General features: G+C 61.8%; 21 protein-coding genes and 1 tRNA gene. 12 read left to right on the top strand and 10 right to left on the bottom strand.

Annotated elements, in window-relative coordinates; translation table 11 throughout:
* Positions 1–67: 67 nt before the first annotated feature.
* Positions 68–1564, bottom strand: a complete 1497-nt coding sequence (locus BP846_RS05735) for a potassium/proton antiporter (protein WP_292393303.1) — start codon at positions 1562–1564, stop codon at positions 68–70.
* A gap of 179 nt (positions 1565–1743) precedes the next feature.
* Between BP846_RS05735 and BP846_RS05730 the strand changes: the two genes are divergently transcribed.
* Both BP846_RS05730 and BP846_RS05725 read left to right on the top strand, forming a co-directional pair.
* Positions 1744–2832 (top strand): AI-2E family transporter, encoded by a 1089-nt coding sequence (locus BP846_RS05730; protein ID WP_292393301.1) that lies wholly within the window; start codon positions 1744–1746, stop codon positions 2830–2832.
* A 118-nt stretch (positions 2833–2950) separates the two neighbouring features.
* Positions 2951–3214, top strand: a complete 264-nt coding sequence (locus BP846_RS05725) for a hypothetical protein (RefSeq protein WP_292393300.1) — start codon at positions 2951–2953, stop codon at positions 3212–3214.
* 185 nt (positions 3215–3399) lie between these two features.
* Here BP846_RS05725 and BP846_RS05720 read toward each other — a convergent pair whose 3' ends face one another.
* The 5 genes from BP846_RS05720 to BP846_RS05700 all read right to left on the bottom strand — a co-directional run bounded on the left by BP846_RS05720 (position 3400) and on the right by BP846_RS05700 (position 6417).
* Positions 3400–3801 (bottom strand): cupin domain-containing protein, encoded by a 402-nt coding sequence (locus BP846_RS05720; RefSeq protein ID WP_292393298.1) that lies wholly within the window; start codon positions 3799–3801, stop codon positions 3400–3402.
* 251 nt (positions 3802–4052) lie between these two features.
* The gene (locus BP846_RS05715) at positions 4053–4328 is read right to left on the bottom strand and encodes a ferritin family protein (RefSeq protein ID WP_292393296.1); all 276 of its coding nucleotides are present in this window, start codon (positions 4326–4328) and stop codon (positions 4053–4055) included.
* 289 nt (positions 4329–4617) lie between these two features.
* Complete coding sequence (locus BP846_RS05710) at positions 4618–5286, bottom strand: flavodoxin family protein (protein WP_292393294.1); 669 nt, start codon at positions 5284–5286, stop codon at positions 4618–4620.
* Positions 5287–5456: 170 nt separating this feature from the next.
* Positions 5457–5894 carry an FKBP-type peptidyl-prolyl cis-trans isomerase gene (locus tag BP846_RS05705; protein WP_292393292.1) on the bottom strand — a complete coding sequence of 146 codons (438 nt, stop codon included), beginning with the start codon at positions 5892–5894 and terminating at the stop codon, positions 5457–5459.
* A 232-nt stretch (positions 5895–6126) separates the two neighbouring features.
* Positions 6127–6417 (bottom strand): nucleoside recognition domain-containing protein, encoded by a 291-nt coding sequence (locus tag BP846_RS05700; protein ID WP_292393290.1) that lies wholly within the window; start codon positions 6415–6417, stop codon positions 6127–6129.
* Between the two features lie 128 nt (positions 6418–6545).
* Between BP846_RS05700 and BP846_RS05695 the strand changes: the two genes are divergently transcribed.
* From BP846_RS05695 to BP846_RS05650, 10 genes are all read left to right on the top strand, one after another.
* Positions 6546–7643, top strand: coding sequence for an asparagine synthase C-terminal domain-containing protein (locus BP846_RS05695; RefSeq protein WP_349680757.1), 1098 nt, complete (start codon positions 6546–6548; stop codon positions 7641–7643).
* On the top strand, positions 7633–7902 hold the full coding sequence (gene gatC, locus BP846_RS05690; protein WP_292393288.1) for an Asp-tRNA(Asn)/Glu-tRNA(Gln) amidotransferase subunit GatC: 270 nt from the start codon (positions 7633–7635) through the stop codon (positions 7900–7902). Before BP846_RS05695 ends, gatC begins: the two co-directional genes overlap by 11 nt.
* Positions 7903–9204: an Asp-tRNA(Asn)/Glu-tRNA(Gln) amidotransferase subunit GatA gene (gatA, locus tag BP846_RS05685; RefSeq protein WP_292393286.1), complete on the top strand. Its 1302-nt coding sequence runs from the start codon at positions 7903–7905 to the stop codon at positions 9202–9204. It abuts the gene before it with no gap.
* The gene (gene gatB, locus BP846_RS05680) at positions 9201–10616 is read left to right on the top strand and encodes an Asp-tRNA(Asn)/Glu-tRNA(Gln) amidotransferase subunit GatB (RefSeq protein WP_292393284.1); all 1416 of its coding nucleotides are present in this window, start codon (positions 9201–9203) and stop codon (positions 10614–10616) included. The genes gatA and gatB overlap by 4 nt, the downstream gene beginning before the upstream one ends.
* 6 nt (positions 10617–10622) lie before the next feature.
* A complete protein-coding gene (locus BP846_RS05675; protein WP_292393283.1) occupies positions 10623–13418 on the top strand; it encodes a DNA topoisomerase I in 2796 nt (931 codons plus the stop codon).
* Between the two features lie 5 nt (positions 13419–13423).
* Positions 13424–14116, top strand: a complete 693-nt coding sequence (locus BP846_RS05670) for a phosphoglycerol geranylgeranyltransferase (protein ID WP_292393280.1) — start codon at positions 13424–13426, stop codon at positions 14114–14116.
* Between the two features lie 3 nt (positions 14117–14119).
* The gene (locus BP846_RS05665; protein ID WP_292393278.1) at positions 14120–14821 is read left to right on the top strand and encodes an RNA methyltransferase; all 702 of its coding nucleotides are present in this window, start codon (positions 14120–14122) and stop codon (positions 14819–14821) included.
* A 27-nt stretch (positions 14822–14848) separates the two neighbouring features.
* Positions 14849–15406: a dCTP deaminase gene (gene dcd, locus BP846_RS05660; protein ID WP_292393276.1), complete on the top strand. Its 558-nt coding sequence runs from the start codon at positions 14849–14851 to the stop codon at positions 15404–15406.
* Positions 15407–15552: 146 nt separating this feature from the next.
* Entirely contained in the window at positions 15553–17388 is a 1836-nt protein-coding gene (locus BP846_RS05655; protein WP_292393274.1) for a threonine--tRNA ligase, read from the top strand.
* Between the two features lie 202 nt (positions 17389–17590).
* Positions 17591–18058: a ferritin-like domain-containing protein gene (locus BP846_RS05650; protein ID WP_292393272.1), complete on the top strand. Its 468-nt coding sequence runs from the start codon at positions 17591–17593 to the stop codon at positions 18056–18058.
* A gap of 154 nt (positions 18059–18212) precedes the next feature.
* Here BP846_RS05650 and BP846_RS05645 read toward each other — a convergent pair whose 3' ends face one another.
* The 4 genes from BP846_RS05645 to BP846_RS05630 all read right to left on the bottom strand — a co-directional run bounded on the left by BP846_RS05645 (position 18213) and on the right by BP846_RS05630 (position 22079).
* The gene (locus BP846_RS05645) at positions 18213–19400 is read right to left on the bottom strand and encodes a cation:proton antiporter (RefSeq protein ID WP_292393269.1); all 1188 of its coding nucleotides are present in this window, start codon (positions 19398–19400) and stop codon (positions 18213–18215) included.
* Positions 19401–19783: 383 nt separating this feature from the next.
* Positions 19784–19856: transfer RNA gene (locus tag BP846_RS05640), tRNA-Gln, on the bottom strand.
* A 128-nt stretch (positions 19857–19984) separates the two neighbouring features.
* Positions 19985–21337 carry a mannose-1-phosphate guanylyltransferase/mannose-6-phosphate isomerase gene (locus BP846_RS05635; RefSeq protein WP_292393267.1) on the bottom strand — a complete coding sequence of 451 codons (1353 nt, stop codon included), beginning with the start codon at positions 21335–21337 and terminating at the stop codon, positions 19985–19987.
* Positions 21338–21635: 298 nt separating this feature from the next.
* Positions 21636–22079, bottom strand: coding sequence for a tetratricopeptide repeat protein (locus BP846_RS05630; protein WP_292393265.1), 444 nt, complete (start codon positions 22077–22079; stop codon positions 21636–21638).
* Positions 22080–22392 lie beyond the last annotated feature (313 nt).

Here is a 22392-nt window from a genome sequence, read left to right as displayed (position 1 = left end):
ACAGGGGGGTCGGTGACCGTCCGGCATCATCCGGCGACGTCGGACAGCCTTACGCCCCTTCACCCATTCAGCCTGCTCTGGAGCGGAACGTATCGTTTGATTCCCCTTCGCTCGAGAATCTGGCGCGGACATTCTCCACCAGGTCGTCGGTCGTCAGCAGGAGGAGCGTATCGCCGGCCTCGATGACGGTGCTGCCGCCCGGGACAAACCGTTCATCCCCTTTCTGCATGAGGATGATGAGCGCGCCTTTTGGTAACCCGAGGTCGACGACCTGCTTCCCGACAGCCGGGGCGTCGGGAGGTATAACGAGCTCGATCAGTTCGCTGGGTGTATCGGGATCCACATCGAACTCCCGGGAGAGTTTGCGCTTCTCCTGGAGAGGAGCGGCAAGGCCGAGCCACCGGGCGACGGAGGGGATCGATGTCCCGTGAACAAGCGCCGAGACGAGGACGATGAAGAAGACGATATTAAAGATCATATCTGCGTCCGGCACTCCTGCAACAAGGGGGTAGGTCGCGAGGATGATCGGGACGGCCCCCCGCAGCCCCACCCAGGAGACCAGGGCCTTCTCGTTCATCGGCATCTTCCAGGGAAGAAGTGTGAGCAAGACGGCAACCGGCCGTGCAACCAGGATCAGGAAGAAGGCGGTGAGAACGCCGGGAACGATCACCGGTACAAGCTCTGAAGGGAAGACGAGCAGGCCGAGCGCAAGGAACATAACGATCTGCATCAACCATGCAATCCCGTCGTGGAACCGGATCAGGCTCTTTTTATAGACGACGATGCTGTTGCCCATGACAAGCCCGGCGACGTAGACCGCAATAAATCCGTTTCCCCCAACGGTAGCGGTCAGTCCGTACGTCAGCAGCACCATGGAGAGACTGAGCACCGGATACAGTCCCTCGGATTCCAGTTTAAGGCGGTTGATGAGAAATACGACGAACCTGCCAAGCCCGTAGCCGAGCAGGCCTCCGACTACCATCTGCTGCACAAACATCGGGATGAGAGCAAGCACCGATGAGCCCGGAGTAAGGATCAGAGCGATGATACCGGTAGTGAGAAAGACCGCCATGGGGTCGTTGCTCCCCGACTCAAACTCGAGGAATGGCCGCAGGTTTCCTTGCAGGCGTGCTCTTGCCATGCGGAGGACCGAAAAGACCGCTGCCGCATCGGTGGACGAGACAACCGCCCCGAGAAGGAAGCCCGTAAGCGGGGATAAGCCAAGGACCAGGACGGCAAATGCGCCGAGCAGGACCGCGGTCAGGACAACGCCGACCGTGGAGAGGGCGATCCCCGGCCAGAGAACAGGCTGGATCTGCTCCCACCGGGTGTCGAGGCCGCCGGAGAAGAGGATGTATGCAAGTGCAATAACCCCGATCGTCTGGGCAATCACCGGATCGTCGAACGGAATACCGCCCGGCCCTTCGGAACCCGCCAGCATACCGACGACGAGGAAGATGAGGAGCGCAGGGACGCCGAGCCTCTCTGAGAACTTATTTGCAATGATGCTGATCAGGAAGAGCAACGATACGCCGAGAAATATGATTTCGAGGGTGAGCACCATCTGTGGATATAACTCATGCTCAAGGCGCCTTAATATTGACTCCTCGTTGTTTTGAGCGGGTACGCTGAACTACGGTTTTGCCGGCGAACCTTGACGCTTCCACGGAGAATCGATACGGCAGGGGGTTCCGGTGCATTTCGCTGCATTCATATAGTCGCCGTTAAAACACGTCACTCAGGATGGCAGAAACTCCAACTCTTTCCCGGTCCGCAAGCACCGTACTCCTGCTGACGGCGGCGGTATTCCTCATCGTCGGAGTCCAGTTGATCTCGTACATCGCCACCATCGTCGCCGTATCGCTGATCCTCGCCATGCTCGCGTATCCCGCGACGAAAGCGCTCCGCTCGAGGGGCCTCCCCGAAGTCGCCGCCGTCGGCGTGGTCGCCGTCATCGCCTTCCTTGCAGTCCTGCTGGTCTGCTATCTTGTCTTCTTCTCGTTTGAAAGCCTGATATCGGGTCTCCCCCTTTACCAGCAGGTGCTGACCATAAGAATCTCGGAGATCCTCGCCGTATTCGAGAGATTCGGGGTCAGCACGGGCTCGATCTCCCCAGGTTCGATCGACCTGCAGGGATTTGCCAGAATCCTCTCTTCATCCGCCATAAGCCTCGCAGACCTTCTCCTCTACCTCTTCTTCATAGCGGTAACGACCCTTTTTATGCTCCTTGAGGTACCGCGGGTGCCCGGCCGTATACGGAAGGTGACGGGAATCAGGTCCGAGAGCGTCGAGGCGTTCTCTCGCATGAGCAGGTTTCTGATCGATTTTGTCATCGTCAGGACCGAGGCAAACCTCGTCCACGGCTTCCTCTTCGGTGCGTTCCTCTGGGTTATGGGGGTGCATTCAGCCGTTCTCTGGGGAGTGCTGACGTTCCTGCTCTCGTACATCCCCTACATCGGCCTGATCATCGCGGCACTCCCGGCGATCTTCTTTGCCTGGCTGCAGTTTGGGCTCTGGGGGGCGGTCGCAGTGATTGCCGCCGTCGTTGTCTTAAATGCGCTCGTGGAGAACCCGATCTTTGCGCACTTCGCATCGAGGCGTTTCGATATCCCTGCCCTTGTGGTCGTCCTCTCGGTCATCTTCTGGGGATGGATTCTCGGTGTTGCGGGGATGATCTTCGCCGTTCCGCTCACGCTCATCGTTCTCTCGGTCATCCAGTCGAGCGACGACTGGGCGTGGGTGAACACGATCCTGGGTGTCGACCATCTCTTTGCAGGAGAGCAAGCGCCCCCTATAGAGAGCAGGGTGGGCGACGCGCCGCCGGCCAGGTAAGTATCCTCTAAAGACCCCCACCCTTGCCGGGGATAGGGGTGCTCTTCCTGCTATGCCCGGCGCTACCGTCACGGAAGGTTGATATCTTCTCCGGGCAGCTCTCTTCCGGGACTAGAGGATGCTCTACACGCGTGAGATTATTCGGAAGATCTGGGATGCACAGGGCTACGGGAACCTCGCCGTCTGGGCTGATGGGACGACCGCCGTCATCGCCCCGGGCGAGAGCCCGGAAAAGGGCGGAGAAGCGCCGCTTGCGATCTTCAAGCCCATCCCCCTCGTGGCGGGCTTTCCCATGCTCGACTTCGCCACCCACGACGCCGACCTGCTCCGGCACATCGAGACGACGATCCGGGAGGCAGGCGGCGAGATCGAACGGGAGTGACTATCTCATCATTGGGGCAGCAGGCCGTAGGCTTGCTCTTTCCCGGGAGGGAGGGGACGGGCACCTCCAGGAGACAGCGTGCCAGTGCGGGGGAACCGTCCTGAACGGAGGGGCACATTCGCGCTGACGTCGAGGTAACGACTGCTAAAAATAGGGATTGAACGTTTGAGTCTCTCGGGGAAGAGTTACTCCGTCGTCTTCCCGTCGAAGTGCTCTTCCTTGGCCATGGCCTCTTCACGAGTCTTTCGCACGACCTTGTCCTGGTGCTCGGGGGGGGAGTAGATCGTGTAGAGCTTGAGGTTGGCGGTCTTTGAGGTGTTGAGCACGTTGTGCTTCGCGCTGCTCGGCACGACCACGGCGCTGCCGTCCTTGACGGTGTGCTTCACGCCGTCGATCACGACAGCCCCTTCCCCTTCCTCGAACCGGAAGAACTGGTCGACGTCGTCATGCACTTCCTCGCCGATCTCCTCACCGGGCTTGAGGCACATCAGCACGAGCTGGCTGAACTTCCCCGTATAGAGGACCCTGCGGAAATCAGTGTTCTTTACGGTTTCTTTCTCGATATCTGCTACAAATCCTTTCTTCATCTTCACAAGCCTCCCGATTGTCGGGGGTGATCATTAACGCTCCAATCTTGAGTACCCCCAGTATTTCATTATTTTGGTCACTGCACTGAAGCGGGGCATGGAATGCTCAACGGGCGGTTCCCGACAGACGGTTCACCCACCGGCGTTCTGGCTGCGGGCGGAAACGACCTGCCTTCATTGTGGATGGGCGTTCAACGTTTCCCGGCCGGGCGGCTGGGTGATCCCGGCATAGAGGTGACCGGGAACGCTGATCACTTCCCGCCCTTCAACTCCTCGATCATCTCCTCGACCTCAGCGTAGCCGTGCTGATAGAACTCATCCTCGGCGGGCTCGATCTCCCGGAGAAGTCGCAGAAACTCTCCTGCATGCTCCTTCTCCTCGTTTGCGACATCACGCATCACCTTCTGGACCAGCGGGTCGTCGGTCGATTCAGCGATCTGGTCGTAGAACTGGATCGCCTCGTATTCGGCGGCGATCGAGAACCGGATCGTCCGGATAAGTTCTCCCCGGTCCAGTCTGCGTTCCATGTGGTTTCCGGCAAACGGGTTTGTAAAATCAGGCATACCTCATGACCTCCTATGGCTGCTCAGAGGCCCGACAGAGCGGGTCTCTCTTCGGGGCTCATGCACCCAAGCGTTATATACGTTGGGGCGGCGGTTGACGCGGCCGTCACTGGAGGGGGACCACCTGGGGAGGACCTGTCCTCCCCCAGCTTTCCGGAAGGGGCCAGCGCTGACCCGCAACACGGGTCGGCGGGCCGGGCCCGGGTGATGCACGGGACCAACGATCCGAGACGAATTTCGAGTTGTCGCGGGTTCACCAGACCCATGCCTGGTCGACCCAGTGCTCGTAATCGCCCGGCCATTCGGGTTTTGCCCCGGTGATGACCGCATTGAACTTTTTCTGGAACCGCTGGTGGAATGCTTCGATCTCCGGGTACTGTCGCCGGGTCCGGATCGCTTCGGCGAGTGTCTTCCCGAGTTCACGTGCATCCTCTTCCGCCCGGATCAGGGCATGCTGGTCCTTCCCGGTCGCGACCCCCACGCCGCCGACCGGCGTCGCGCCGAGCATCTGGAGAACATGGTTCAGGTACGTGACGACCGTCTGCTCGGCGTGATCGCCCGATGTGGAGACCGAGCACCCATACTTCCCGGAGAGCGCCTGGCACTGGATCCCGTCGGCCATCCGGTCGATGAGCAGTTTCATCTGGCCGGTGACCAGATCGAAGTACACGGGCGACCCGAGCACGAGCCCGTCGGCGGCCTTGATCTTCTGGTACAGTCCCGGGAAATCGTCCTCCTCGGCGCACCTGCCTTCCTGGAAACAGGCGCTGCAGGCGTTGCGAAACCTGATGTCGAGGTCTATGAGGTTCACGACATCGACCTCTGCACCCTTCTCCTCCGCGCCTTCAAGGACCGCTGCGATGAGCCGCATGGTAGCGCTTCTCTCGCCCCGGGGGCTCCCGTTGATACCGATTATTTTCATGGTGACAACTCCGAACGATGGCGCGTAACGATCGCACGGGCTTATGAAACTTGTCAGCAGGTTCCGGCTTGCATATCTTTCCGGGTCAGAGAGGCGATCTCGCCGGATGCAACGTTTTCCTTGTGGAGGAGCATCCTCATAGCCCGGTCGAGCGGCGCTTCCACGAGGACCTAGCCTATCCGGGGAAGGATTGCCGCGACCGTGATCGTATAAGTGATCGTCTCCCCCGCAAGCGGATGGTTGGCGTCGACCGTCACGCTCTTCTCGTCCACGTCGACCACGGTCACCAGGCAGGGTTTTCCCATCACCTCCACCCTGAGGAACTCCCCGGGTACCGGTTCGTGGTCGAGTTTCAGCTTCTTGCGCTTTATCGTGACCACGAGTTTCCTGCGAAATTTCCCGTAGGCCTTCTCAGGAGGCAGCACAACGGTTACCATCTCGTTCGGCTCTTTTCCAATCAGCGCCTCCTCAAAGAGGGGGTTGATCTGGCGCTTTCCGAGAGTCACCTGAACCGGCTCACGCATTCGGGTATCTTCAAAAACCTCACCGTCCGGGCGGGTGCTGGTGAAATGCAGGAGCAGGGTGTCGCCGTCTGTCACGGGTGCCATAGGTGTCTGATCGGTTTGTCGGGGCGGTGCTTTAATTCATTCGAAAATAATGGATCTCCGGAGCATGCCCCTAAATGACCGCTGGTGAACTACCCCGCGCTCTCGGGCGGGGCTTCCCGGCTATCATGGACAATATTCTTGATCTTGCCTAACGATTGTTCATAAAAGCGAGGATTTTCGATTACTGCACCATCACTATCGACCGCATATGAGTTCAGGCCAACGTCGATACCTACCGATCGTCCTTCACGTTTTGGCTCAGAAACGATCTGTTCTGCCTGAATAATGACATACCACGTATCACCAGAACGAGTAACCAGAGTGCAGGATACTCATCCTTCAGGGTAACAAACTGGGCCACGAGCGCCGCGGCACTCTCGCCCAGGAGACCAACGGCCCTGAGGAGCGGGTCGAACGCGGCGGCGACGCCATCCATGACCCCCGTTGCGGAGAGGAGTGATAAGACGATCAGCGCGGCCAGGGTGACGGGGACGACCCGTCGGAGCGCCTTCCTCCGGAGCAACCGGGATCGGGTCCGTAACCCTGCGCCTGGTCCGGGTCTATGTCTCCGCCCGGTGGGGAGGGGCATATCCGGCCGGAATCGCTTGAATGCCGCGCATTTTGCGCCGGACATTTTGGGTATATTTATAGTTGACCAGTGCAAACACAGACGATGATCCGTTTTTTGGGGCGGACGGCACTGCCGTCGCCTCATGGCAACCACCTGCCGGATTACAGGATACACCGACCATGAACCTGAAGGGCTGGATAGAACGTGACGGGGTGGGGCTCTCCCCTGCCGACGTGGAGCGGATGCTCGAGGCGGGGCCGGAGGCGCTCTCCCGGTGCGGCGGCGAGTTCCTGCTCACCTGGAACGACTGCACCGCCCGCGACGCCTTCGGCATCATGCCCGGCCCGGTCCCGCCCGGGACCGTCTGCTGCGGCGGTCGCGAGGTGGGCCGGATAGCCCCGGATCCCCTGCCCTGCAGCCTTGAGGAGGCGATAATCACTGCGGTCAACCTCCGGAGCGACGAGGGGGCAGTAGCATTCTCCGGCGGCGTCGACTCGGCCCTCATCGCCGGGCTTGCCCGCCTCCCCTGCGTGGCGGTGGGGACCGAGGGGTCGCACGACATCGCATGGGCTGGGAAAGCAGCCCGGATGATGGGGCTTGACCTTGAGATCGTCACCCCGACAAACGAGGAGGTCGCAGAGGCGCTCGCCCGGGTGGTCCGGGTGATTCCCGATCCGACAAATCCGGTCGAGGCATCGATCGCGACGACCCTCTTCTTTGTCGCTGCCCGGGCCGCCGAGCACGGCTATACCCGGATCCTCGCCGGGCAGGGGGCCGACGAGCTCTTCGGCGGCTACGCCCGCTACCTCTCCTCGCCGGACCTCGCGGTGGAACTCGAGCGGGACGTTGCGGACCACCCACGCCAGAGAGCGCGAGACCAGGCGGTGGCGGCGCTCCATGGGGTATACTTCTCGATGCCCTACATCGACGTCCGGGTGGTGCGCGCAGCACGGGCTATCCCGGCGGGCGAGAAGGTGCGCGGAGGGGTGAGAAAGCATCCCCTGCGGGTTGTCGCAGAACGGCACATTCCCGCGGAAATTGCCCGGGCCGAGAAGAAAGCGATGCAATACGGTAGCGGAATATGGATGACGATACAACGCCTCTCTCGTCAAAATGGTTATAAAAAGTCGGTACAAGGGTACTTAACGGAGATCAGTAGGGCGGAACATGATAACTGAGAGCGATATTGAGCATATAGCAGAACTTGCGGATATCGGCATATCGAAAGATGAGGTGCCGGAATTCACCAGACAGTTCAACGCGATCCTGGAATACTTTGAGGTTCTCGACGCTGTACAGGGAGAAAACGCCCCTGACGCCGGGATCACGAACGTCTTCCGGGAGGACGAACCCCGGCCCTGCCTCTCGCAGGAGGCGGTCCTCGCAAACGCCGGGTCGACCGAGAACGGGTTCATCAAGGCCCCGAGGGTGATGTGAGTGGCAGGATCCCTGAATTTCCTGCCGGACGACCGCTACAACGCCTTCATAACCACCTGCCGCGAGGCACCGTTCGGCGACGGTGCGCTCGCCGGCGTTGCTGTCGCGGTCAAGGACAACATATCCACGGCGGGCATACAGACCACCTGCGGGTCGCGAATCCTTGAGGGCTACATCCCACCCTACGACGCCCACGTCGTGGAACTCCTCCGGAGAGAAGGGGCCGCGATCGTCGGCAAGACCAACATGGACGAGTTCGGCATGGGCTCCACCACCGAGACGAGCGCGTTTGGCCCCACCAGGAACCCGGTGGACACGGAACGGGTACCCGGCGGGTCATCAGGCGGGAGCGCCGCCGCAGTCGCCGCAGGCCTCGTCCCGATGGCGCTCGGCACCGACACCGGTGGTTCCACCCGCTGTCCCGCGGCATTTTGCGGGATCGTGGGACTCAAACCCACCTACGGCCGGGTCTCCCGCTACGGCCTCGTCGCCTACGCAAACTCCCTTGAGCAGATCGGACCGATGGCACGGACAGTGGAGGACGCATCGAGACTTATGTCGGTGATTGCGAAGTACGACCCGCGCGACTCGACGATGCTCGACCGGCCGTATGACCACCAGCCTTCGGCCGACATTGCGGGCCTGCGGATCGGGATACCTGAGGAGTACTTCGGGGAGGGTGTGGACCCCCGTGTCGCGGAGACGGTCCGGGACGCCATCGGCGTCCTCGATAACCTCGGGGCCGATACAGTCCCGGTGAGCATCCCCGGCATGCAGTATGCGCTTGCGGCCTACTACGTCATCTGCACGGGCGAGGCCTCCTCGAACCTCGCGCGGTTCGACGGCGTCCGCTACGGTCCGGCGGTCGATACCCGAAAGACCTGGCACGAGGCCTACCAGGAACTCCGGCAGGCAAACTTCGGGACCGAGGTCCGGCGCCGGGTCATGCTCGGCACCTTCGCCCTCTCGGCCGGCTACGCCGGCAGGTACTACGCGAAGGCGCAGGTGGCCCGCCGGAACATACGGCAGGACTTCGAACGGGCCCTCCGCGACGCAGACGTCATCGCCGGCCCGACGATGCCTACTGTGGCCTTCCGGCTCGGTGAGAAGACCGACCCGCTCTCGCTCTACCTCGCCGACATACTCACGGCACCGGCGAACCTCGCCGGAATCCCGGCAATATCAGTCCCATGCGGCAGGGTGGACGGCCTCCCCGTGGGCCTCCAGTTGATGGGAAGGCAGTTTGAGGACGAGCGTGTCGTCGACGCTGCCTTTGCCTACGAGCAGGAGGTGAGGAGATGAAGACGATCGTCGGACTTGAGATCCACGTCCAGCTCGCGACAGCGACGAAGCTCTTCTGCGGGTGCTCGACGGACTACCGCGACGACGAGCCCAACACCCACTGCTGTCCGGTCTGCCTCGGGCTTCCCGGGGCGCTTCCGCGCCTGAACCGAAAGGCGGTCGAGTACGGCCTCCGTGTGGCAAAAGCCCTCGATATGGAGGTGCTGGAGGAGTCAGAGTTCGCCCGGAAGAACTACTTCTACCCCGACCTCCCGAAGGCCTACCAGGTCACCCAGTACGACAAGCCGCTCGCGGTCGCCGGCACAGTCGAGATCGAGGACGATGAGGGGCACGAAAAGATCGTCCGGATCACCCGGGTGCACCTCGAGGAAGACCCGGGGAGGCTCGTCCATGTCAGCGGCGGATCGAAATACTCGCTCGTCGACTACAACCGGTCCGGCATACCGCTCCTTGAGATCGTCACCGAGCCGGATATGCGCTCCCCGCAGGAGGCCCGCCGGTTCCTCAACAAACTCCGGACGATCCTCGAGTACCTCGGTGTCTTCGACGGCGACCGGGAGGGGTCCCTCCGTGTGGATGCAAACATATCGCTCGAGGGCTCAGTCCGGGTTGAGGTCAAGAACATATCCTCCTACAGGGGTGTCGAGAAGGCGCTCACCTTCGAGGTGACCCGGCAGAAGAACCTGCTCCGGCGCGGGCAGACGGTGACGAGAGAGACCCGGCACTTCATGGAGGGGCGCGGGATCACCACCTCCTCCCGCAGCAAGGAGGAGGAGCACGATTACCGCTACTTCCCCGAGCCAGACCTCCGGCCGCTCCGTGTCGCGGGGTGGGTGGCGGAGATCGACCTCCCGGAACTTCCTGTCGCCCGAAAGAACCGGTTCATGGTGCAGTACGGCATATCGCTCAACCACGCCCGGACCCTGACCGGCGATCCGAAACTCGCCGACTTCTATGAGGAGGTCGCTCATCTCGATCCGGCGCTCGCCGCCACCTGGGTGGCCGATATCCTCCTCGGGGAGCTCAACTACCGCAACATGAGCATCGCCGCCGTCCCGCCCGGCCGCATTGCGGAACTCCTCGGGCTCCTCAAGTCGGAGACCATCACTGATGCGGCCGGCGTCCAGGTGCTACGAGAGATGCTGGATGCCTGCGCCGCGGGCAGGCCCTGTGAGATGCCTGCCATGATCGTGAAGCGTGAGAACCTCGGCAAGACCATGGGAGACGATTTCACCGCGACCGTGCAGGCGGTTATCGCCGCCAACCCGCAGGCGGTGGAGGACTACCGTAACGGGAAGTCAGGCGCCTTAAACTTCCTCGTGGGGCAGGTGATGAAGGAGACCCGCGGTCGGGCGGACCCGCGGGAACTCGGGCGAATCGTATCTGAATCAATCGATATAGGCGAGGTGTAATCCGCAGTGCACCTGATCATCGCAGAGAAGAATATATCGGCAAACCGGATCGCGCAGCTCCTCGCGGGCAATGAGAAGGTGAGGGCGGTGAAAGAGGGGAGCGTATCCACCTACTCCTTCGATAACAAGACGGTGGTGGGCCTCAAAGGGCACGTGGTGGAGGTGGACTTCGAGCCAGGCTACACGAACTGGAGGAGCGAGATCAACACCCCAAGAAGCCTCATCGATGCGGGCACCGTCAAGAAGCCGACCGAGAAGAAGATAGTCAGTCTTATCCAGAAACTATCAAAGAAGGCAGATCTCGTCACCATCGCTACCGACTACGATACCGAAGGGGAACTCATCGGTAAGGAGGCTTACGAGCTCGTCCGTGCGGTGAACCCCTCGGTCAGGATCAACCGGGCCCGCTTCTCCGCTATAACGCCGGCGGAGATCCGGTCCGCTTTCGAGAACCTGACCGACCTCGACTTCGCTCTCGCGGCAGCCGGCGAGACCCGCCAGGCGATCGACCTTATGTGGGGGGCGTCGCTGACCCGGTTCATCAGCCTCGCTGCCCGGCGGGGCGGCAGGGACATCCTCTCCGTCGGCCGCGTCCAGAGCCCGACGCTTGCCATGATCGTTGACCGGGAGCGCGAGATCGAGAACTTTGTCCCCCAGACCTACTGGATGCTCTCGCTTGCGACCGAGAAGGACGGCCAACCGGTGGAGGCGCGGCATACTGCCGGGCGGTTCACCGACCACGAGGCGGCCCTCGCTGCAGAAGCGGGAACAAAAGAGCCGCTTGTGGTCACGAACGTGAAAGAGGGACAGAAGAACGACCGGGCGCCAACACCGTTCGACACCACGACCTTCATCGTCGCGGCGAGTCGCCTGGGTCTCTCGGCAGCGAACGCAATGCGGATCGCCGAAGACCTCTACATGAACGGGTACATATCCTACCCGAGGACCGACAACACGGTCTATCCGAAGTCCCTGGACCTGAACGGGGTCCTCGAGACGCTCCGGGGAGGGGTCTTCGATGCGGATGTTGCCTGGGTGCAGCAGCACCGGCGAGAGGTCCCGACCCGGGGCAAGAAGGAGAGCACCGACCACCCGCCGATCCATCCTGCGGGGGCGGCGACCCGTGAGGCCCTCGGTCAGGACCGGTGGAAGGTCTACGAACTCATTGTCCGGCGGTTCCTCGCGACCCTCTCCCCCGACGCGACGTGGACGACCACCAAATGCACGTTTGACGCATCCGGAGAACCCTACACGGCTACGGGCGGCCGACTCCTCTCCGCCGGGTGGCGCCGGGTCTACCCCTACTCGGAGGCGAAGGAGAATATTCTCCCGGCGTTTACCCCGGGCGAACGGCTGCCGATCCAGAAGGTGAACCTCGAGGAGAAGCAGACGCAGCCACCGGCGCGCTACTCCCAGAGCCGGCTGATCCAGGTGATGGAGGAACTCGGTCTCGGCACGAAGAGCACCCGGCACGAGGTGATCGGCAAACTCGTCTCCCGCCGCTACGTGGAGGGGAACCCCCTCCGCCCGACGCTCGTTGGGCGAGCCGTCACGGACGCGCTCGACAACCACGCGGATACGATCACGGAGCCCGAGATGACCCGGACGCTTGAAGAGCATATGCAACTCATCAAGCAGAGCCAGCGCTCTCGTGACGATGTCATCGGCGAGTCGCGGGAGATGCTCCACCGGGTCTTTGACAAACTTGAGGCGCATGAGAAGGAGATCGGCGGGGAGATCATGGAGCAGACCGCAGAGGAGCATACCCTCGGCCCCTGCCCCGCTTGCGGCCACGATCTCCGGATCCGGCACCTTGGCGTCTCGCAGTTCATCGGGTGCACCGGCTACCCGGAGTGCCGGTTCAACATCAGCCTGCCCGGCAGCACCTGGGGACGGGCGATCCGGATTGAAGAGACCTGCCCGGAGCACGGGCTCTCCCACGTCCGCCTGATCCGGAAGGGCTCCCCGCCCTGGACAATAGGCTGTCCGCTCTGCAGCCATATCGCCTCGAACGTCGAGGCACTCCGGATGATGCCCTCGATGGCCGACGACATCGTGCAGCGTCTGCATGAGCACCATATCTACACGGTCTCCGAGATCGCGGGCATGCAACCCGGAGATCTCGCGGCGATCGTCGGTGTCGACGCCGAAGGGGCCGGACGGCTCATCCAGGAGGCAGAAGATGCGCTTGAGGTCCTCCGGCGCCGCTCGGAACTCAGGAAGTTCATCCGGAAGATTGTCCCGCCGAGGAAGGGCCGAAGCCACGCGAAGATCGCGAGAAGTCTCCTCGAGCAGGGGATCGGGGATATCCGCGCACTCTCCCGGGTGGATCCCGCCGCCCTGAAAAAGGCCGGCATCGGCGATGCCGGGGCGAGCGAGCTCCTGGAGGCAGCCCGGGGACTCTGCAACGAGCGCGTCCTCAGGGAGGCCGGGATGCCCGCGGTCAGCCTGAAGAAGTACCAGGCCGCAGGCGTCGCGAGTCCCGATGACCTCTGCTACCTCCCCATTCCCTACCTCTCAAGCAAAACCGGCATTAATCCGGAGACCGTACATAAACATGTAGATACGGTCTGCAGGCACCTCGGGCGCCCCACCCCGGCAAAAATCTCCAGGGTGGCGCTCGAACGCGGGCGAAAAGAACTCCTGGAGGTTCCGGGTATCGGGGAGGCGACCGTGGAGAGGCTCTACCTTGCGGGAATCTATGACGCCGCCACGCTTCGTGAGGCCGACCCGGAGGAGGTCTCCTCCATCTCCGGTATAGCAAAGGCCAGACTCTACGACTACATCAGCCATCTGAAGTGACACTTATGCACGCGAACTGGAAGACCTGGGCACACGTGACGAAACTGGACCCCGACAAACACCTACCGCCGGGCGTCGTCGAGGAGATCGTGACGAGCGGGACCGACGCCCTGATGCTCTCGGGCACCCTGAACGTGACGCAGGAGAACCTCCGCGAACTCCTGGATCTGGTCTCTGCCTACGGACTGCCGCTGGTAGTGGAGCCGGCGAGCCCCGACTGCGCCATATTCGACGGGGCGATCGACCACCTCTTCGTGCCGAGCGTAATGAACACGAATGACGTCCGCTGGATCATCGGGAAGCACTACGCCTGGCTTCGCCATGCGAGCAGCGTTAACTGGGAGAAGGTGGTGCCTGAGGCCTACATCGTCCTCAACCCGAACTCCGCCGTCGGACGGGTGACAGGGGCGGACTGCACCCTCGCGAAGGAGGATGTGGCCGCGTTCGTGGAGGTGGCGGACCGTTACTTCCGGTTCCCAATCGTCTACATCGAGTACAGCGGGACCTACGGGGACCCGAGAATCGTGCAGGCGGCATCCGAAGCGATCGAGGATGCCACCCTCTACTATGGCGGCGGGATCCGCTCGACGGAGCAGGCGGCGGAGATGGGCCGCATTGCCGACACGATTGTTGTGGGTAACGCGGTCTACGAGGAAGGGGTTGATGTGCTCCGGGCGACGGTCCGGGCAGTGCAGTGAGGCATGCCTGAGGTCTCAATCGTCCTGGTCGAGCCCCTCTACGAGGGGAACGTCGGGTTTACCGCCCGGGTGATGAAGAACTTCGGGTTTACCCGGTTGGTGCTGGTCAACCCCTGCCCGCTCGGCAACGATGCCGTGATGCGCGCCTCTCATGCCCGGGATGTCCTGGAAGGAGCTCGCCGGATGACGGTCAACGAGGTCTACCGCGAGTTTGACTTCGTTGTCGCGACGACCGGCGAGGTGAGCAAGTCCGTCTGCACCCCGATGCGGATGCCCTACTACGCGCCGGCGGAGGTCCGGGAGGCCGTCGCCGATATCGACGGAACGGTCGCGGTCCTCTTCGGGCGGGAGAACTGGGGCCTCGCAAACGAGGAACTGAAGCGGGCAAATCTGATCTGTACCATCCCGACATCGAATGTGTACCCTATCCTGAACCTCTCCCACGCGGTGGGCATCCTCTGCTACGAACTTGCGGACCTGCCCCGCGGAGCCTATCCCCTCGCGGGGCCGGTGGAGATGGATTCGCTCTACCGGCACTTCGGTGCGTTCCTCGACCGGATAGACCACCCGGACTTCAAGCGGGAGAACACGATGATCATCCTCCGCCGGGTGCTCGGCCGAACGAAACTGACCATCCGCGAGGTGAGCACACTTCACGGGCTGATGCGCCGGACGGAGTGGCATCTCGAAAACAACAAAGAATAAACCGGCTTAAAGGAGAGATCTAGGAGCATGATTCTTGTCGACTGGCAGATAGAAGATCGCATCAGGCGCGGGTATATCCGGGTGGAACCTTATGATCCCGGCTTGATCCAGCCCAATTCCCTGGATATCAGGCTCGGTTCGCACTTCGTCTGGTATGTCCCGGGGGAGACCGTGATCGACCCTTACGAGAAGGATAGCGTCTGCTCGAACGTTGAGGAGATGGTGGGCGACTCTGTCGTCCTTGCTCCGGGGCAGTTCCTCCTCGCCGAGACCCTGGAGACGATCGAACTCCCCGACGACGTCGTGGCAAGCATCGAGGGGAAGAGCAGCATCGCCCGCCTGGGGATCGAGCTCCACCAGACGGGGGGCTGGATCGACGCGGGGTTCCGGGGGACGATCACGCTCGAGATGTGCAACGTGAACTCACGGCCGGTCCGGGTCTACGCAGGGATGCCGATCGGGCAGTTAGTCTTCTACCGCACGGATCGCGCCGCGCGCCCGTACAACATGAAGAGGGATGCGAAGTACATGGACCAGCAGCAGGCGACCCTCTCCCGCTACCACGAGAATGCGCGCCGCGCGTGATGCATACCACCGGGAGTCCGGCAAACTCGCGCATTCCGCCTCCCGGCGCTGAGGGGGCGGGCGGGACGTCATGTGCTCCCGCCCGGAGAGCGTTATGCACTATATAGCAGGAAAACAGATATTGAACGATTCAACTGGGGATAACAATGCGACTCCTTCTAATCCACTCTGATCATATCGAATACGAGGCCCGGAAGAAGACGAAGGTCGCCGAAGAGGACGTCGTCCCAAAAGACGCCCTTGATGAGGCGCTCGCCGTCTTCTGTGCGGTTGAGTCTGTCGATGAGGAGAATATCGGGGATGCCGTCAGGCAGGCGGCGGACGAGATCATCACCACTGCCCGGCAGCTCGGCACTACCAATATCATGATCTACCCCTATGCCCACCTCTCCTCCGACCTTGCATCGCCGGAAGCGGCGGTGAGCGCTCTCCGGGGTATCGAGGAGACCGTTGCCGGGGAGGGCGACTTTGTTGTGAAACGGGCCCCGTTCGGCTGGTATAAGGCCTTCTCGCTCTCCTGCAAAGGCCACCCGCTCTCGGAACTCTCCCGGACGATCGTGCCCGGCGAAGCAGCGGCTGCCCCGAAGAAAGAGATCCAGCATGAGTTCTTCGTCTTCACTCCCGAAGGGGAACGCAAAGATGCGGCCATCTACGCGGAGGAGAACACACCCCTCGCCTCCCTGATCCGGAAGGAACTCGGGTATCCGGGGCCGGAAGGGGTCGAGCCGGTCCACGTGGACCTGATGCGGGCCAAGGAACTCGTGGAGTACGAGCCGCGCTCGGACGTCGGGAACCTCCGCTGGATGCCCCGGGGCAAGCTGATCCGGGATCTCCTCGCTGACTACGTCCTTGCACGGGTGCTCGAGTACGGCGGCATGCCGGTAGAGACCCCGGTGATGTATGACCTCGGCGACCAGGCGATCGCGGAGCACGCCGCCAAGTTCGGGGAACGGCAGTACCGGTTCAAGAGCGGCAACCGCGATATGATGCTCCGGTTCGCGGCGTGTTTCGGCATGTTCTCCATCATGCACGATATGCATATCTCACCGAACACCCTCCCGATGAAGCTCTACGAGCTCTCGACCTACTCGTTCCGGCACGAGCAGAAGGGGGAAGTGATCGGACTCAAGCGGCTCCGCGCCTTCACGATGCCCGATATGCACACCCTCTGCCGGGACGCGGACGGCGCACTTGCGGCCTTCGAGGAGCAGCTCGCGATAGGCTGGAAGAGCGGCGAGGACCTCGAGACCCCGCTCGTGGGGGTCTTCCGGTGCACCCGGGACTTCTTTGACCAGTATGAACTCTGGGTGAAGGGGATCGTCGCGAAGTCAGGTGTGCCGATGCTGATCGAGGTCCTCTCGGAGCGGACACACTACTGGATCGCTAAAGCAGACCTCGCGGCGATCGATGCACAGGGCAGGCCAATCGAGAACCCGACGGTCCAGATCGACGTCGAGAGCGCAGACCGGTTCGATATCAAGTATTACACCCCGGAGGGAATGGAGGTCCATCCCCCGATCCTCCACTGCTCGCCGACGGGCTCGATCGAGCGGGTGATCTGCGCGCTGCTCGAGAAGACCGGGGTCCAGGAGGTCCCCTCGTTCCCGACCTGGCTCGCCCCGACGCAGGTCAGGCTGGTCCCGGTGGCGGAGCGGCATATCTGCTTCGCCGAGGAGATTGGTGCCCGCCTGAACGCTGCCTGCATCCGGGCGGACGTCGACGACCGGGAAGAGAGCGTGAACAAGAAGGTTCGCGAGGCAGGGATGGACTGGGCGCCCTACGTCGCGGTGATCGGCGACCAGGAGGCCGAGACCGGCAGGCTCACGGTCACCATCCGGAAACTCTCGGAGAAGAAGAAGCCTTACAAGGAGATTATGAGCGAGGACGAACTCATCCAGGCGGTGAAGATGGAGACCGCCGGAAAACCCTTCCGCCCGCTCTACACCCCACGGCTCCTCTCCCAGAAGCCCCGGTTCATCTAACCACCCTTTTTTCGTAGCCCGGGCATTGCCTTTGGGGCAAGGCCCCCTCATCTCCTGTTTATCTCAGCACCCACTCAGTCCGGACTCATCTCCCCAGTGTGACGTTTCAGGGCGGGTATCATCCGGCTCCCACCCCCATAGCGGCGCGATACAGCGCGGGCCGCCCCAAAAGATTAAAGCCTCCGGAGACTACTGCCCACCGGTGCATGAAGTCATGGATACCGAAGAGTACCGCTCTATCATATCGAACGCCATCGAGAGAGAGATTGAGTCCTACACCTTCTATCGCACGGTCAGGGAGAAGGTCACGGATGAGAGCTTAAAAGACCTCTTCAACGAGCTTGCCGGTGAGGAGAGCAAACACAGAAAGACTCTTGAGGGCCTTCTCCTGAAAGAACCTGCAAAACTCGGGTTCAACACGAAGCGGGACTACAAGGTCGCCGACGCCCTCGCGACCCCCCCGCTCTCGGCCGACTTAAAACCGCTCGACGGCCTCGTTATCGCTATCCGGAAAGAACTCGACGCAATGCAGATGTACACCCAGCTTGCAGGACTGAGCGTGGATCCAGAGCAGATCGAGTTATTCGAGAGCCTCGCCTCGATGGAGCGGGGGCACAAGGCACGCCTCGAGGATATCTATACCAACATGGCGTTTCCAGAAGCCTGGTGATCCGGGGCTGCAATCCCGCCTCTCTTTTTCCTGCCGGGAGCAGGCGTGCCGCCCCCAGCCCTGCGATTATCAAAAGAGAAATAGGGGGCGCGTTCAGGCGGGCGCCTTCCTAACCTCCTCCTTCCCGCGCCCCGCTTCGGGCGACCGGCCCGGTTTACTCCGTGGCGCAGTACGCGCCCTTGAAGAACCAGTTCCGGTAGACAATCGGTGTGATGATGGTGGTCAGCAGGCTCATCAGAACGACCACCACAAAGACTCCCTGACCGATAAGCCCTGAATTCAGCCCTATCAGCGCGACGATCATCGCCACCTCGCCCCGCGGCGCCATCCCGAACCCGATGATGAGGGAGTCTTCCCGGCACATCCCCATCATCCGGGCCGGCAGGCCGCACCCGATGACCTTGGTGACGATGGCAACGAGAGTCAGCACCAGGAGGAAGAGAACCATGTCGGGCGTGAGTGCACGGACATCCGCGAGGATCCCGAGCGATACGAAGAAGATCGAGGCGAATATGATCTGGAAATACTCGGCGCCCTCCTTGACACCCTTGCTCTGCTGGAGCTCGACGCCGGCGAAGGCGACTCCGGCGATGAACGCGCCGATGATCCCCGAAAGCCCCACAAGATCGGCGAGCATTGCGTAGAGGAACGCCATCATCAGGGCAAAGATGAAGATGAACTCAGGATACTTCCGTGCCAGAGAAGTTGCGTCCATCCGCTCAATGGCCTTTCGTATCCCGAAGTAGCCGACAGCACCGGCGATGACGATGAATCCCACGGCTTTCGCGAGCATCAGGACAACCGACACCACGGAGACATCCCCGGTCACCACCAGGTCGGTGGCGATGGCGAGCACCAGGAGGGAGAGGACATCGTCGATGACCGCGGCGCCGATGATCGCCTTCGCTACCCCGGTCTGGAGCACACCGATCTCTTTGAGGACATTTGCGGTGATAGCAATACTCGTCGCGGTCAGCGCTGTGCCGACGAAGACCGCGCTCGCGAAGTCGAACCCAAAGAGGACGGTGGTGGCATAGCCACCTATCCACGGTATGACCACGCCGAGTAACGCGATGACACCGTAACGCACATCAATGATATCCCTTATATTAAACTCAAAACCGATGACGAAGAGGAGGATGATCGCCCCGAGGTGGGCCAGACTCTGGACAAAGTCCGTGTAGGTGATCAGGCCGAGCACGCTCGGCCCGACCAGGACCCCCACGAGAATGGCCCCGATCGTCGCTGACTGGTTGATTCGGGATGCCACAAGGTAGCCGGCGAGTGCGAGGAAGAGGAGGAGGCTCATCTGGATCTCAATTGCTAGGGCGGCGCTTTCCATGGTTATCCATGATTTTGGAGGGAGACCTTAAGAATTGCGTGGAACCCGGGGAAGTTGCAGGGCCGGGGAGTGCGACCGAAGGGAGCATGAGAAACTCGGAGAGTTTCGAGGAGGTCTCCCCCGCCCCCAGGGCGGGGGAGGAGGCCGGAGGCCGGGCGGGGTGGGGTTTACCGGCATACCTGGAGAGTGGAGACAGGGGAGGGAGCAGGCCCCCTCCCCGTCAGCCTCTCCCCCCATGGCGATAGCCACCACGGTCCACCGCAGGGGGAGAGCCCGGGGAAGATCCGGATCCGGCACCAGCCCCATCGGGAGGGGAGACGAGTACTAAATAAGTCCGATAATTTGGAATCGATGCACTAGAGATACTGAATACGACACTCGCATACCCCCGGGCGGATTCGAACCGCCGTCGCCGGATCCAAAGTCCTGCATGATTGACCACTACACTACGGGGGTGACAGAAACAGACCAGGACCGCCGGAGACCATAGGTACCAGTCCTTATATTCTATGCATTCCGGGATTATATCGGTTTGGTCGTGGGTAAACGGAGAGCCGGAGGGGGGATACCGGGATGCCCGGCGCTCACGTCCGATCGAAGTCGTCTTCGAACCGCACGATGTCGTCCTCGCCGGTGTACTCCCCGATCTGCACCTCGATCAGCTCAAGCGGCAGGAGGCCTGGGTTCGCGAGCCGGTGGACCGTTCCCGCCGGGACGAAGGTGGACTCGCCGTTCCGGAGGAGATAGGTCGCGTCGGCGATCGTCACCTCGGCGCACCCGGTGACGACCACCCAGTGCTCGGAGCGGTGGTGGTGCATCTGGAGGGAGAGGCGGCGTTTCGGGGGGACGGTGACCCGCTTGATCTTGTAGGACTGCCCCTCTTCGAGGTTCGTATAGGAGCCCCAGGGCCGGTGGACTTGCGTGTGGAAGAGCGCACGGGAGTCCCCCTTCTCGCGGAGAGCCTTTGCGATCTCACCCACCCGCTGGGCCTCATCCCGGGCGGCGACCAGGATCGCGTCCTTCGTCTCGACGATAGCAAGGTCATGGACCCCGACGGTGGCGATCAATCGGTCGGCGATGATCAGATTCCTGGAGGAGTCAATACCCATATGCTCGCCCCTGACGGCGTTGCCGTCTCCGTTCTTCGGCAGGGTGGCGTAGAGAGCGTCGAAGTTCCCAACATCGTTCCAGTCGGCTTCAAGCGGCACGACCGCCGCCCGCCGGGTCCTCTCCATGATCCCGTAGTCGATGGAGAGGGCGGGGGCTGCCCTGTATGCCTCCTCGATGGGGTGCTCGAACGCCCGGACCACCTCAGGTGCGCACGCCTCGCACTCGGCAAGGAAGAGACCGGCATCAAAGCAGAACATGCCGGAATTCCAGAGGTAGCCGTCGGCGACATACATCTCGGCGGTCGCAAGGTCGGGTTTCTCCACAAAGGCGTCCACGAGCGAGCCGTCCCGGAGAGGCTCACCCGGGCGGATGTAACCGTAGCCGGTGTGGGGCGATGTCGGCCGCACCCCGAAGACCACCAGATAGTCTTTTGTGAGCCGCTCCGCCCGGCGGAACGCCTCATGAAACGGCCCGGTCGCGGTGATCAGGTGGTCCGAGGGCAGCACCGCGACAGTCTGGGATTCGCCCTCCCGGGTGACCTCCCGGACGCCGTAGTAGATCGCCGGCAGGGTGTTTTTGCCTACCGGCTCCACGAGGACCCGTGAGTCGCATCCGATGGCGGCAAGCTGGTCCCGGACCAGGAACCTGTGCTCCGTGTTGGTGACGATGGCGATATCCTGCGGGGAGGAGAAGAGGAGCGCCCTCTTCACCGTCTTCTGGAAGAGGGATTCGTCGTCGACCAGCGGGATGAACTGTTTCGGGTAGTGTTCCCTCGATAGCGGGAAGAGGCGGGTGCCGCTCCCGCCTGCAAGAATGAGCGTCTTCATGGGATGACTCCGTGCCGGAGGGCACTCGATTGTATTACTCTATTACGATAAGGAAGATAAAAGCGTAGGGTTTCCAGAGGGGTCCGAACGAACCCGGCGGCCCGACGATATGAACGAACCGATCCGGGCTGGTCGGGAGCGATACGTACAGGACCGGCGCTTAAGAAGACTATCGACCTCCCGGACCCGGGGGCAACAGCACATATAGCGCCCGGCGATGCATCAACCCTCATCACGGCATCGGGAAGGGGAGCCTGTCGGCTGCATCGTCGCGGTTCAAAAAAGATGATGTTTCCGCTCACGCCCGGGTCATCGTCGAGTTTCCGGGGTAGAGCGCCCGGGCCTGCGGGTCGAGGTCTTCTGCGACCGCAAGAGCCGATTCAGCATCCTGATATCTTCCAATCCTGCCGAGCACCATGCCGTAGGTAACCCAGGCGAAGATGCACGACCGGTCGACCGCGAGCGCCTGTCTGCACGCAAGCACCGCCTCCTGAGGGCGACCGAGCCGGGCGAGGATCACAGCCCGGTTGTTCCAGGCGTAGACATCATCGTTGTCGTAGAGGAGCGCCGCACTGAACGCGGCCAGTGCTTCCTCGTAGCGGCCCTGCCGTTCGAGCGCCACACCCTTGTTGTTCAGGGCTGTGGGATCGTGCCGGTCCTCCGCCATTACGTCGTTGTACGCCCGTAACGCGTCTCTGTCATCACCTTTCCGGGGTATATCCGGTGTAACCAATTGGGGCATACGTTGGCACCTCGCACCCATACTGCGGAGTGACAATATATAAGTTCCTGCACCCATCGCGCCCTGGAGTGAGGGGAGTGCCTCCAGCATAGAACTGATAATCGATCTCGGTGGATCCGACCGAAAATTTGGTAGTGCTCTAAAAAACAACTGATAATAGAAACACTCTTGCCGTGCGAGTTTTTGTCATGAGTACAGGTTGTTGCCCAACGTAATTCGGTCGGATCCTCTCAAAATCAATTATCAGTTATATACTGGAGCACTACCGAAAATTTCCGTTATCGGGCTCCGGTAACGCCCACCCTATTCCGGC

Source organism: Methanoculleus sp. UBA303, from assembly GCA_002501655.1.
GTDB lineage: Archaea > Halobacteriota > Methanomicrobia > Methanomicrobiales > Methanoculleaceae > Methanoculleus.
Note: the sequence above shows the minus strand (reverse complement) of the source record. Positions and strands in the feature narration are given on the sequence as shown.